This is a genomic window from Halomonas sp. KO116 (genome assembly GCF_000734975.2).
GTDB lineage: Bacteria > Pseudomonadota > Gammaproteobacteria > Pseudomonadales > Halomonadaceae > Vreelandella > Vreelandella glaciei.
The window spans coordinates 280,393-292,640 of sequence record NZ_CP011053.1; the positions used below are offsets into that span (position 1 = coordinate 280,393).

Genomic DNA, 12,248 nt, shown 5'->3' on the forward strand with positions numbered 1-12,248 from the left:
AACTCAGGTGCCTGAGAACCAGCTGAAGATTTCCTTGATCATGAAGGGGCCGACCGCAAAGGCACCGGCGATCCCTAGACCCAGGAACGCAGGGGCAGCAGATTGACGTCCAAGGCCCACCAGGCAACCGATGATCAGCGCCAGAATGGAAATGCCGATACCGAAGGGCCCATGCGCCAGCTCTTCAACCTTGTCAGCGAAGTCTTCAAAGTCTTCCTGTGCCCATGCTGGCATCGCCAGGAAAGCGGTAGTAGCAACCAACAGTGAGCGCTCTGCTGCTCGCTTCTTGTTCATGCGGAGGCATTCGACTAGATGAGCGAGCTTGCCCTGCTTGGTTGTGGCCTGGGTATCTACGGAAGTAGTCATTGGTACTGATCTCCTAATGTCGCGAGGACTTCGTTTGCGTATTGCTGGCCTGCCGGACTATTCGGCGACCCAGCGTTGTAAGCGGCCAATGCCGCCTCCCACTCGCCGTAGCGCGTGATGTTGTCGTAGAGAATCCACGTCCCTACAGCGAAATTCGTACACTCATTTTCCAACAACTCACGCTCGGTAATTCCCCATTGCTGGAGGTAATTCCGGTTGGTTTCCTGGTCGAGCCACCATGTATTGACTTGCATAGCGCCTAGGTCGTAAGTGCCATTCTTGTTCGGACCTATGCGACCCACTAATTGCCCTCGGCTGCCGCTCTCTTGAAGACGCACTGCCGCGACAATCTCGATGGGTACTTGGTAGTAATCAGCGATTTCAGGGACACAATCAGGTAGGGCAATCATTGACCACCTCCTAGCGCTGTTCTTCAGCCACTGCCGCGGATTCCCCAGCGCCAGCTTCGTCGTTGGTTTCTTCTGGGGTGTTCTGCGCTTCAGGCTTGGCCACATCAAACGGCGTCATCATCCGCTCAGCGACCATGGCAGTGGGGCTGACACGATCCATCACCAGCCCGACCTCCAGACTTTCCTCGAAGCCGCCTTCTGCTCCTGGTTTGGGGATCTTTCGCAATAGGCCGGTAACTCGTCCCTCAACATGAAGGGCGGTGCCGGCCTCGTACTCGACAAGTCGATCGACAACGCGCCCAAAAGCAGCCATGGACACCACGCCGGTATGCTGAAAGGAGCGCCCCAGGTCCGGTCGGTCAGGGCCGATCTGCAGGTACGCTGTGGAGGGTGGTCCCTCCTTCTCGGGAGTTTTCACCCCCCTCAGCAAGCCAATCGCAATGAAACGATTGAAAAGATGTTTTTCGATGTTGCCCTCGATCATCGGGGCAGCCGGCTGGATGTTGTTGGCCACCAACTCGGCACTCAGGTGCTGCTCACCCGTGTGGTGTGCACGGCGCACAATGCCGCCAACATGGCCGAAAATTTCAATGTAAGAATCAACATCCAGCTTGGCTGCGCGATCAGATAGATGATTCGGAATTCGGACAATGATCTGATTTACAGATTGGATTAGGGCTTCTGTGCTTCGCTTGTTCTTACCAACCTTGAGCACCATCAGGCCAGAACGACCGCGCTCCTTTGGCGTCTCTTTTCGTAGAATCTGGGCGTGGGCGATAAAGACGTTCATTGGTCTGCCTCCAGGTAAAAAATCTCGGCGCGACGGTTTGCCGCCCGCGCTTCATCAGTCGTGCCGTCAACCAACTTGGGATAGATGCCATGCCCTTCCGTCAGGAACCGGGCCTTTGGCCAAGCCAAATGGAGCTGTCCCGCGATCGCATCAGCGCGGCGCTGTGAGAGTGAAATGTTGTAGGACTCAGGGCCGATATGGTCGGTGTACCCAACAATGAGCACACGGCCAGCCAGGTCTTCTCCTTCCAGGAAGGAAGCCATTTCACGCTGAGAGGTAGGCGTCAGCGTTGTTGAGTCGAACTCGAAATGGAAGCGCGCCAGAGGCACAGACTCCATGGCGTCCTTGTAGTCATCCGGCATTGAGGCATGGCGCTGCTGCCAATAGGCCTCGTCGTAAACGGTGCCGCCGTAAGCGTAGCGATCAAGCCCCTGGCCAGCCCCGTAGTACCAGTTGGTGGTACGGGTCGCGTTGACCCCTTGAAGCGTATAGGCAGGGATCACCACATGCCGACTGGTCATCGTGTTATACGAATCAGGTAGCGTTGACGTGCGTGCGTGCTCCAGAGCCGGAGGATGTGCTGCACAGCCAGCAAGAACAGCTGTCAGCGAGACAGCAAGCACAGGGTTTCGCAGTGTCATCAAAGGTTCTCCAGGTACTTGATTACCGCCTCGGCCCTCTCGGCAACGTCTCCCGACAGGCTCAATAGCTTCACTTCAGAACGAGACACAGCGACAAAGGCAGGGTACTCACGAAGACCTGCCCGACCAGCAAGCCTCGCTGCTCGCTCAATCGCCTCGACAGAGCTGGGATCGCTGATATGGTCGTCCGCAAACTCGTTCCACCGAACTTGGGGAACATGCAATTGGAGGTGCGCCAGCACATCGTCATAGTCCTTGAGGGGAACCCCGGTTTCGCCAGCCGTGAGAAAGGCTTTCCGAACGTCATTGGCAACCCCTGGAATAGAGCGAGATGCGTAAAAGGCGCGTTCACGCCATGCGCGTTCAAGGCCGGTATGGGAAGGCAGGGGAGCGTAGCGGTACTCCAGGCCCGCCGCTTCGACGGCTGCCTGAATAGAAGAGTGGTGTTTGTCCATGGCCTGGCAGTGCGGGCAATCGAAGCTGGCAAACTCAACCAGCGCCAGAGGCTGATCATTTCCGGCATGAGCGCCAGCAGCGAGCCCCAAGGTGGCCACGGTGACACCGAGAATTCTACGGATGGGGTGTAGCAGGCGGGTAGGGGAAATCATTGGTCGCTCTCCCCCGACTGATCACTAGATTCGTTACCTTGGTGGCTTTCGATCCAGGCGTCTTCGTGCAGCAAGCGCCACACGGTAAAGCGACAAGCATAGTCAGCTGATTCAAACGCCTCATGCACCGATTCCTGTTGCTTAGGAAAGGTTAGCTGCGTCAGTGAAGTTGCCACATTGCCAAACCAAAGAACGGGCTGACAGGTTCGCTCAATTCGAGCTTCTGAATCGGTCGCCAGGACAATCCATGCGACCCAAACTAATATGGCCACGCCAATAAGCGTGCTGCCTCGCATCGCCATCATCTCAATTCCGCCTCCCAGCGGTGCTCTCTCATAGGTGCCCTTAATGGGCCTCGCAGGTAGATAGGGCAGCCACTGACACTTAACCGGGGGAAGTAGAGATTTTTTTGCGCGAGTCGCTTTGCTGTCGCATGCCAAGGCTTAGAGGGAGATGAAAACGACTATCGAGGGAGGCTTAGAACAGGGAGAGCTGGGTTTCTTTAGATCGAGGAGAGGGGGAGGCGCCGCTTTGCTCATTGTCGGCTTTTAAATACTCTCCAGAGGCATCATCAACACCAGCGAGCCACGCCATATCCTCAGGCGACCAAGGACGATAAGGAGAGGGCTGATAGTTGCCCAGCGTTTTGTGTATTTCATGAGACAGGAGGTAAGCCTCGTAGCACCCTTGATCCATTACCTTTCCGTTAGGATGTGTTTTCGGAATGCTAACCCAAATGCTAAAGCTGGCGCGATCGCATCGACCGCGCTAGCTTACTTCTTACTGGGCGGGCTTATCAGCCACCAGGATAGTCACGTTTACGCCAGTCCCAGCGAACTCACCCTGATAGCTAGCAGTCCATTCCACCTCCCAGCCCGGCAGTAGATCCTTGTCGAGCATGCTGCCGGGGAGGATAGCCACAAGGCGCCCGCCAGGAGCTAGACAACTCGCTGCGGCTTCAAGATGATGCAGGGCTCGACCTTTGCTGTACGGAGGGTTCATGACTATTTTGGTGTAGCTTCTGGCCGTATTTGCCCACTCCAGAAAGTCGGCTTGATGGCAGCGAAACCCCTTCGCCGCTAGCACCTTGCAATGCAGCGGTGCCAGCTCGACACAGGTAGTCCGATCTTTGGGAAGCATATCAGCAATATGGCCCTGGCCAGCACTTGGCTCCAGCACCGTATCCTGGTCGTTGATCTCGGCCAATTCTACGACCTCATACGCCAAGCGCTCCGGGGTAGGGTAATACTGGTGGCTCTTATGGTCAGGGATGCAACCACTGGCAACAATCTCATCCAAAATCGGCTTGGTGTGGTAGTCGAACTCGAACCACGACACTGCGCCGTTATCACTGAATACCTTAACCCCACCGATGGCCTTGAGCACCTGCTCAGCCTCAGCCAACGCTACCTTATCCTTCACTCCATAATCGAACTCAATCGCCCAAGGGTTTTCTGTCTTCGGCGACCGTGTTTCGAGATGTCGAAGGTGGCTAGGGCAGCGGGTAGGGACGCTGCGCATGGAACCGAGTAAATTGATGACCGCAAATTGAAGTGGGCGATCCATTAGCACAAAGTCTTTAGGCTTGCGCTTAGGCGGGGTGCGGAACTGGGAAGGAATTGCTGTCGGGTGCAAATGCGCCAGCACTTGGTTTAGGCGAAAAGCGATTTCGGGGTGTACCTCAAGATGCGCCGTGCCTTTTTTAAAGACCTTCAGGTACAGAGCGCCACCATCAACCATAAACCGCTTGCCTGGGGTGCGCCGTGCAATATCAATCAATCGGCTAGAGGCCTGCCAGTTTGGTTCATCCCGGCCCATAAATTTAGCAATGACTGAGCGAAGGTCATTGATATGGCCTGCCTGGTCATGATTCACCGTCTCATAGGAAGTGACGACATAATTGAGGATCATCCGTTTGTAGAAACCTTCAGGCCGATTGGTAACATGCTCACGGCTTAGGGCACGGAATATACCGTCGACACGCTCAGCTAGGAAGGTGCCGCGCATCATTAGCAGCTCGGTCAGGGTTGCCCTTACGGTTTCCTCAGTGAAGTCAGGGGTTTTCATCTCGTTAATCTGCTCCCACCACTCGCTACGGCGAGTCTGAGGCATGAAGTCGAGAACATCGGTCATCTTCAAGGCCCGGTCCCAATATTCAGCGTTCAGCGCTGCGATCGCGCCTTCTTCAATAAAAATATTCTCTGTGGACAGTGATGAGTAACGTGTGTTGTCGTGCTTGCGATTGCCCTGGATGAAGTAGTTGACGACACCTTTACGATCACCATCAAACAGTGCCGCCACTTCTTCCACACGCCTACGCATTGCGTTGTAGCGCCCCACCAGCCCATCGACCATATCTGTCGAGGCCGGGGCGAAGAACTCCCCCATATCTCCAAGATATTCTGTGCTGTCATAGCTATCAATGGCTTCGTGAATCATGGTCCCGTTCCCTATTTAGTGATCTATTACAAGCGAGTTTCCGAGGTGCCTGGCTTCCTGCGTAGGTGACGCCGACCGGCTGCCTTCGTTATGATGTAAACACTTTAATGCAGAATTACTGTTTACGGCAAGTAAAAATGTGTTCAATGCACACTTTTTAGGGGATACCATGTCCACAGATGACATCAGCACTCAACAGCTATACGCGGCACTGGCAAGGCTTAGAATGAAGGGTCGTGCATGTGATGCAGCTTCAGATGTGATTATGAAGGTGTGCGATACATACGCTAAAGCAGCCAATATGCATGGCGTGTCCAGAGCTGCTGTTTCTCAGGCAGCAAAGCGAATACAGGCGGAAGTAGATCGGGTGTTCGTGGCAGTCGAGGTGAGATTGCCCAAGGACAAGCTGCTGGCGCTGGATGAATGGCTAGCGAGCCAAGGAGGGTCAAGACTAACCAGCAGCGACGCTGAGAAAGGAGAACCGTAGTAGGTTAAGGCGGGGAATATTGACAGGGGAAGCGGGCTGGCAAGCCAACCCGCTGCATCACATCCTGGATGAAGGTGCTATATAGGCCCAGCAAGTCACAAAGAGGGGCGGCGCTCGCCTGCTTCGGGCGGTGCATACTGGCTAAGGGTAGCCTCCAACTGCTCGGGTATCTCAAGGCAAGAACGAAGCTCGCATTGAGCATGGATCAGTAGCGCCAACTTGGGTGTCCACTCAGGAAGCCCGAGATGGCCGACATACTCCTCAGCGACAGGGCCAGCCAGAAACTCAGCCGCAGAGAACTGGTGCTTGAGGTTGTTGCTCTTTAGGTCATCAATTGCTTTCAAAAATACTTGCGTGAGTAACTGGCGGTGGGGCAGCAGCTCCTGCGACTGATGGCAATCGGTCGACACAATGCTCTGGCCTGGGATAAGCACATCAGCAAGTGCGGAAATTTGTGAGTCCATGATCTAACTACTCCTGCCCAGTGCCAGCCGCAAGGCTTTGAAAGTGACTGTTGATTGAAGCCATGACCTTCAACGGGTTGGCCACGCGATCAAATCGAGCTTCGCTTGTGCCAGTGCCTGCCGCAGACATTTTCACCGTCCCATATCCTAGCAATCGACCCAAGATCGTCTGGTTCACTTCGGTCGAACGAATGTGATGAATAAATAGGGGTGTAACACGCCTGGCAATAATGCCGTGCCGCTCTATCACGCGATCGGGGCCTATGACGTACTCGTGAGCAAGGCGCTGATAGGCGATGTTCAGCAGTCCCCAGGCGGCCAACCCCATCCCTGCCCAGGAAAGGATGTTCGTCAGAGTCTCTGGAGCGTTTGCCCCAGCGAGGGTAAAGGGGGCATGAGGAGCAAAGTGCAATGCTGCCCCCAAGGGTACGAGCAACCAGTGTCCCAGCAGGGCGCGGTGACTGACTCGGAAGGTGGTCTTGCTTATCATGGGTTTCATCTCCCGGCTGCTGCCACCTCCGCTTCTTTCAGTCGGTGGCTCAATTGTGATTCTGCCGTTTCAACGTGGAAAAGCTCGATGCTGTCATCCGGCCAGCGGATCAGGACGAACCCATCTCGAAGCAGGTGGGTTAGAGGGGTAGGGCCAGAGATGACAGGTAACGAAGGGCCTTCGAGTGTGTGGAGTTCCCACCGACTGGCTGAGCGGTCATGAAAAAGAGCTGCGTTGTCAGCGCCACCTGGCCAATCCAGGTCACAGTCGCGTTCAAGACGCCTAACAAGCTGTCTCGCCTGGCGGGAATTACGCGGCCCGCTCATAGGCAACCTCCAGCCCACACACTTTCTTTACAGCACACTCAATTTCTTGGCGCACCCGGTCCATCGTCAGTAACCGCGCCCCCTCCTCATCAATGATCAGCGTCAGTGTTTCGTTGGTTTCGCGCAGGGCCGCCCTATCTACGACAAGTCGTGAGAGTAGGGAAAGCTCGTCGTGCGCGTTCGCAATAAGAGCACCTGAATCCATAATACCAACCTTAATTATACTAGACGACATTTTTTAAATATGAATATGTGACAATTTTTACGGATTCCCCGCCATTACTAATTGCCATTATTACTGATTTACGGCGCTGCGTTTGCGATGGTTCGGGATTGTGTAGAGAATACTTTGTCTGGAAATGCTTCGCAGAGTTTTAAATATAAAACGTCGTATGGTATAAATTATATATCTATAAGTAGCTTTGCCTGAAACCATCAAAACAACGGATTAAAAGGGGATCAAAATGACTATCAAGCGTACTCTCATGGGTCTGGCTGCCACATCAATGCTGCTGTTGGCTGCTGGTTGTGCTGCCCCGCAAGGGTCTGGCATGTTGCAGAACTCAGCCGTCAGCGCGATCACTGATGTGCTAGGAAGTCGCAACAACAATAGCGTCAGCGCAGCAGGAGCAGACTCGGCCAGTCACATGCAGGGCGTTCAGGGTTTGGTTAATGGCGGAAAAGCAGGTATGAGCGGTGCCGCCTACGGTGCTGTTGGCGCTGGCGCGCTAGGTCTGGCTGACAAGGGGATGCGAAGCGCTTTCACCGCATTGCAGGGCGAATCCGAAGTCGGGTTCGAGGACGTTGCCAACATGAAACAGAACATCGTCAAGAGCGATACTTATGTCGATGGTGAAGGCCGTACTTGCATTGATTACCACATCACTGTCACTGGTGGCCCCGAGGACAATGATCAGAATGTCACGACTTGCCAGAATGCCGGTGGCGACTGGGAACGAATCTGATTCGATCAGCGGCCACTCTATTAGTGGCCGCTCAGCTTTTGGAGGGCAAAATGGCTGACGATAATCTCAACACCTCGCGGTTCGATAAGTCTGCTTTGGACATGACGAGACTGGAAGCCTTCACGATGACTGCCATGCACGCCATTCTGCTTGGTGAGGGAGGGGGTAAGCTCAGTCCCGAAGAAGTCGCCGAGAACGCGGCAGCCTGTGCCGAAGCGGCCCTTTCCGCTGCCTCTGAAACGCTCGATGACCAGGACACTGAGCCGAGTTAAACCCATGCCAGACTGCAAGTACGCGATCGGGCAGCAACCTTTATGGTGGGCTGCCCGATTTCGTTTGATGACTACCGCTTTGTTTCGCATGCGAAACAATCTTGGGGCATCTAAAAGATGTTATGTGACCGTCCTTCCCCTACCCTAAGTAACGCCGGTAGTTCTTTGTGTAGTGGTGACTAAAATCGACCATTTCATCATGAAATGGTCCAATGTATAGAACTATACTTGAGGCTTGTTCCCAAGCCCTGAGAGAGGCATTTCATGGCTCACCTGCTGTCATCCACTAAGACCAAACAGGCTAAAGGGGTGACCACCCTGCCCACAGGCCATCTTCCCCAAGTGTGGGTGGACACGGTGGGAACTGCTTGAAGCCGATGTCACACTTTTGCCTGCACGTAACAACTCTAAGTCATGCTCAAAGGGCTCTCTCAGCGGTGCATAGGGAGCGTGAACAGAGATGCCCTGGCTTCGCATGACGTCGGAAGTGAATGTAGGGTGAAGTGAATCACGCTCACAGTTGCTTTACGTGTTCGAGCTACAACCATAGGCAACGCCGAAACTCTCCCCCCTGTAGATAACCGACCGTCTGGCTGACTCTCGTACCAGGGATGTCTCGTATTGTCGCCTCCATCTGGGCCACGGATACCGATTTGCTACTCACCACGATAAGCATCATGGAAGCCTGTTATGGACACGATGGATAGCGTTTCCATCCGCATTCCAATGGGTGTTTCCAGTCCCCCAGACTGCTTGGAAAGAGATCTACGCTGACAACGTGCCAGCGAAAACCATAGTTCAGTCAACCAACCTCAAAAGGAAATAAGCATGGCCATTACCCAAAATGAAGCGCGTCCCGAGCTGCGTAAGGCCACCCAGTTTGGCCAACTCGCGTTGGAAATGCATCAGAAGGCGACTGACCACCTACAGAGCGTGAAGAACCGCTTAACGCCCGCTGAAAAGGCCGTATTGAAAACACTGGCCCACCAATTAAAAGGGGAGGTTTCCACTTGAACATTTTTGCCGAACTCCAAACATCGCTGCAGGAAGCCGTTGAGATTAAACAAGGCAAGGCAGGGGCTAGCCGCATCACGCGCCATGAAGTGGCCCGATGTAAAAGCCATCCGCGCAAAGCTTCATGTCTCTCAAGAAATTTACCAGCGTTATGGAAACCAGCGTGGATACGACCAAAAGCTGGAAAACCAAGCGTCACAACCCTACTGGGTTGACGACTAAGGGGCTCTAGCCACAATTCAAGACAACCCCGACTTTATCAATGAGCCAGCTTCACACTTACGCCTGCTGTCCTGGCAATGGCTACAAATCTGTTAACTACCTAAAATAAGACTTTATGTCTGCTCCGCTACAGCTCATTGACTAGTTAACTACGCCTTTCCTTTCCATCTAGTAATCATTTGCAAATGAGGCATTGAAAAGGCTCACAGCATCGTTAGCCGCAAAAATAGCCTCTCGAACTTTGACCTTAGTTAGATCCAGCACCCTCAGTTTACCTTTCGCTTCTGCCACTGATTCGATACGACGGTATTTGCTGGCGTGTTTCTCCGCATACACTGCCAAGCCTTGCAGCTTGGGCAAAGCATCAGCCAGATGGAGCCCATGAGGGTCAACAATGTCGGCGACTACTTGACCATCTTTTTCGGCAAAGAAGATGAAATCCGGGCGCAGGATTTTGTACTGGTCATTTTCCTGATACGCGATACCCAGCGAGGACTGCCCCGGCTGCTGAGGGTTGCGGTACCAGAAGGAGAAACCATCGCGCTTGGATTCACGCTCAAGGACTTCCTGCTCCCACGCATTCAACGCTGAGGGGTAGTTTCTATCCTCATCGCACAGCAGATGCTGATGCCAAGTGGGTAGGTCACTCTCTTTTTCTCCCTGCCGCACCTTGGTCGGTTCGAATTTGGCTTCTGGTTTTACCAACTCCACATCCTGGGGTTTGGTGCTCATCTCAATGACTTGGCGATAAGATTCCTTCCGATCATCAGAGAGTGTTTTGATCGTGTTCCAATGCTGAGTGAGCCAGTCCTTCGCAATCCCATCTGAAACTCTGTCGAAATAGTCCTGAACTTCCGTCACCAGGCCCAAGCCTGCAATGGAGACACGGGCTTCAACGATGGCTTCCAAAAACTCCTCTGGATCGTCATCCACACTAGCTACTTGGCGGGCAAGGTGTTCAACGTAGGTACGCGAAATATCTGGGGTAAACACCCGCGCCGCACGTCGGTAGGCGTCATCAATAACCGCCATATCAGCATCTTCCCAGAACTCGTCGAAAGTCTTTTTCTTGCCCTTCATGTCAGCGACAACTGTCTTGCCGTCTACGGTCATTACAGAGTCACGTTTGGCTTTGATTTTGTCCTGATGTTGGACCTGAAACTCGTCAAGCGCTTGGTGCAGCAGACCATGTGCTTTCCTGCCAGCCCCCTCGAGAATGCCGTCATCTGCCAATTCTTGAGCCAGGGCAGTAAGCCGCTTGGCTGGTTTAGCGACACGCTGGGGGCGGGTCTGCGAAGGCAGGGCTTCAAACGTTGCCCATACTGCGTCAGAAGCCGAAGGGTTTGGGTGCATCTCAATCGGATTCACCAAGATGCGACCTGGCGTAGCAGATGATGTGTCATCACCACTCATCAAGGCTTCTACAACGCTTTCAACTGTCTTGCGATTGAACCTCGGCAACAAACAGTCGACAGCATTCAGACGCTCATTCCCTGGAATGCGGCGTGCAAGTGGCGAGCGGACCATGCGTCCCAACAACTGCGTGATATGGGTCCGGTCGTTTGCCGCCCTGAAAGACACCATGACTTCGGCTCGGGGGCAATCCCAGCCGGTGCTGATGGCATCCTTGGCAATCAGGACACGTACCCAGGTCGAGTCTTGTACGCGCTGTGGTTCGATGTAAGGTACGTCACGGTTGCCGAATCGCTGAGTCGTATGCTCACCAAACACATGGGCAACACTGCTGCTGGGTAATTCTGGATAACGCGCAAAAATGGCATCGAGAGCACGGCCTATTTCGTTCGGGTCGGGCGTGTTGGGAACCTGCAATACCATCAGCGGTACTACCATGCCGGAATCTTGCTGTTGTTTGGCGTATTCTGACCAAAGCGTCGTCGACTCCCGCAGCTTATCCGTGGCACGGCGCACCAAAAGCGTATCGAAGTCGCCTACTTCGTCAGGAATATCCAGCAGTATAGTGTCTTTGATTAGGCCGGATTCTTGTACTTTAGCCGAGTCAACAGCCACATCAGGCAGTTTCGTGCGCTTAATGGCGGTTTCGATGGCTTTGTTGAAACGCTCTACCGTGGCTGAGATGCCCCAGACCACTGGAATGCCCGGCACGGCACCGAATCCATTGATCAGGCGCTGAACAATGGTGGCTTTCTCCTTGTTGCCATTACCCATCCCCCGATGTGCTTCATCCAGCACTAGGTACAGCGTAAGCTCAGGGTCTTCAATGGTGTTCTGGATAGTGTCCCAGATCGTGTAGGCGCGCAGGTCAGGGCGAGTTTCCGGGAACAATCCGCCCGCCTTTTCTTCCAGCTCGCCCTGGTCGTGCCCGCGGACCAGCAAACTGTTCTTACTCAGCTTCTGTGTATTCAGGAAGTAAATTTTTCCGGCCTCGAATTTTGGCCGATTGAAGGTGTTTTCCACCACCACCATATCGCTATGGTTAATGCGGTCACTGGATTCTTTCAGACGAAAACGGGTCTGTTCATTGAGCGAAGGGTCATCACTAAACCAGATAACTACTGCACCAGGGTCAGCATCAAAATTGAATTCATCATCACCGTGAAACAAGGCTTCGAAAGCAGCAGCAGCCATTACGGTTTTACCGGCACCTGTTACAGCGGTTAGTGAAAAAGCAGCTTTATCGCCATGGCTGTGCCAGTAGGTGCGCGCCTTATTCAAGTTTTCCAGAGAATCACGTACCGCGTCCGCCTGGTAGTCCTTGAGCGTAAACTTCATTGA

At 53.7% G+C, this 12,248-nt stretch carries 16 protein-coding genes and 1 pseudogene; 5 read left to right on the forward strand and 12 right to left on the reverse strand.

Features of this window, described 5'->3' with window-relative positions; all coding sequences use genetic code 11:
• Positions 1–3 precede the first annotated feature (3 nt).
• From KO116_RS22755 to KO116_RS22790, 8 genes are all read right to left on the reverse strand, one after another.
• Positions 4–366 carry a TrbC/VirB2 family protein gene (locus tag KO116_RS22755; protein ID WP_035557825.1) on the reverse strand — a complete coding sequence of 121 codons (363 nt, stop codon included), beginning with the start codon at positions 364–366 and terminating at the stop codon, positions 4–6.
• The gene (locus tag KO116_RS22760; RefSeq protein WP_045812323.1) at positions 363–776 is read right to left on the reverse strand and encodes a lytic transglycosylase domain-containing protein; all 414 of its coding nucleotides are present in this window, start codon (positions 774–776) and stop codon (positions 363–365) included. Before KO116_RS22760 ends, KO116_RS22755 begins: the two co-directional genes overlap by 4 nt.
• 10 nt (positions 777–786) lie before the next feature.
• Complete coding sequence (locus tag KO116_RS22765; protein WP_035557823.1) at positions 787–1,566, reverse strand: hypothetical protein; 780 nt, start codon at positions 1,564–1,566, stop codon at positions 787–789.
• Positions 1,563–2,207 (reverse strand): OmpA family protein, encoded by a 645-nt coding sequence (locus KO116_RS24320; protein WP_052703858.1) that lies wholly within the window; start codon positions 2,205–2,207, stop codon positions 1,563–1,565. The genes KO116_RS22765 and KO116_RS24320 overlap by 4 nt, the downstream gene beginning before the upstream one ends.
• Positions 2,207–2,815 carry a thioredoxin domain-containing protein gene (locus tag KO116_RS22775; RefSeq protein WP_035557821.1) on the reverse strand — a complete coding sequence of 203 codons (609 nt, stop codon included), beginning with the start codon at positions 2,813–2,815 and terminating at the stop codon, positions 2,207–2,209. Before KO116_RS22775 ends, KO116_RS24320 begins: the two co-directional genes overlap by 1 nt.
• Positions 2,812–3,120 carry a hypothetical protein gene (locus KO116_RS22780; protein WP_035557818.1) on the reverse strand — a complete coding sequence of 103 codons (309 nt, stop codon included), beginning with the start codon at positions 3,118–3,120 and terminating at the stop codon, positions 2,812–2,814. Before KO116_RS22780 ends, KO116_RS22775 begins: the two co-directional genes overlap by 4 nt.
• A gap of 172 nt (positions 3,121–3,292) precedes the next feature.
• Positions 3,293–3,511, reverse strand: a complete 219-nt coding sequence (locus KO116_RS22785; RefSeq protein WP_035557817.1) for a hypothetical protein — start codon at positions 3,509–3,511, stop codon at positions 3,293–3,295.
• An 84-nt stretch (positions 3,512–3,595) separates the two neighbouring features.
• A complete protein-coding gene (locus KO116_RS22790; protein WP_035557814.1) occupies positions 3,596–5,254 on the reverse strand; it encodes a DUF4942 domain-containing protein in 1,659 nt (552 codons plus the stop codon).
• Positions 5,255–5,423: 169 nt separating this feature from the next.
• Here KO116_RS22790 and KO116_RS22795 point away from each other — a divergent pair, with 169 nt between their 5' ends.
• Positions 5,424–5,741 carry a hypothetical protein gene (locus KO116_RS22795; RefSeq protein WP_035557812.1) on the forward strand — a complete coding sequence of 106 codons (318 nt, stop codon included), beginning with the start codon at positions 5,424–5,426 and terminating at the stop codon, positions 5,739–5,741.
• A gap of 95 nt (positions 5,742–5,836) precedes the next feature.
• Here the strand turns inward: KO116_RS22795 and KO116_RS22800 are convergent, their stop codons facing one another.
• The 3 genes from KO116_RS22800 to KO116_RS22815 all read right to left on the reverse strand — a co-directional run bounded on the left by KO116_RS22800 (position 5,837) and on the right by KO116_RS22815 (position 7,226).
• Positions 5,837–6,205, reverse strand: coding sequence for a hypothetical protein (locus tag KO116_RS22800; protein ID WP_035557809.1), 369 nt, complete (start codon positions 6,203–6,205; stop codon positions 5,837–5,839).
• A 7-nt stretch (positions 6,206–6,212) separates the two neighbouring features.
• The gene (locus KO116_RS24325; protein WP_052703859.1) at positions 6,213–6,695 is read right to left on the reverse strand and encodes a PH domain-containing protein; all 483 of its coding nucleotides are present in this window, start codon (positions 6,693–6,695) and stop codon (positions 6,213–6,215) included.
• A 309-nt stretch (positions 6,696–7,004) separates the two neighbouring features.
• Entirely contained in the window at positions 7,005–7,226 is a 222-nt protein-coding gene (locus KO116_RS22815; protein WP_035557803.1) for a hypothetical protein, read from the reverse strand.
• A 346-nt stretch (positions 7,227–7,572) separates the two neighbouring features.
• Between KO116_RS22815 and KO116_RS24330 the strand changes: the two genes are divergently transcribed.
• The 4 genes and pseudogenes from KO116_RS24330 (at position 7,573) to nadS (ending at position 9,590) form a co-directional block, all read left to right on the forward strand.
• Positions 7,573–7,986, forward strand: coding sequence for a hypothetical protein (locus KO116_RS24330; RefSeq protein ID WP_127062882.1), 414 nt, complete (start codon positions 7,573–7,575; stop codon positions 7,984–7,986).
• Positions 7,987–8,036: 50 nt separating this feature from the next.
• Positions 8,037–8,258, forward strand: a complete 222-nt coding sequence (locus KO116_RS22825) for a hypothetical protein (protein WP_035557802.1) — start codon at positions 8,037–8,039, stop codon at positions 8,256–8,258.
• Positions 8,259–9,086: 828 nt separating this feature from the next.
• Complete coding sequence (locus KO116_RS22830; protein ID WP_035557799.1) at positions 9,087–9,272, forward strand: hypothetical protein; 186 nt, start codon at positions 9,087–9,089, stop codon at positions 9,270–9,272.
• Positions 9,269–9,590, forward strand: a pseudogene (gene nadS, locus KO116_RS26000) (NadS family protein). The gene KO116_RS22830 and the pseudogene nadS overlap by 4 nt, the downstream one beginning before the upstream one ends.
• Positions 9,591–9,662: 72 nt before the next feature.
• Here nadS and KO116_RS22835 read toward each other — a convergent pair.
• The gene (locus tag KO116_RS22835) at positions 9,663–12,245 is read right to left on the reverse strand and encodes a DEAD/DEAH box helicase (protein ID WP_035557795.1); all 2,583 of its coding nucleotides are present in this window, start codon (positions 12,243–12,245) and stop codon (positions 9,663–9,665) included.
• Positions 12,246–12,248 lie beyond the last annotated feature (3 nt).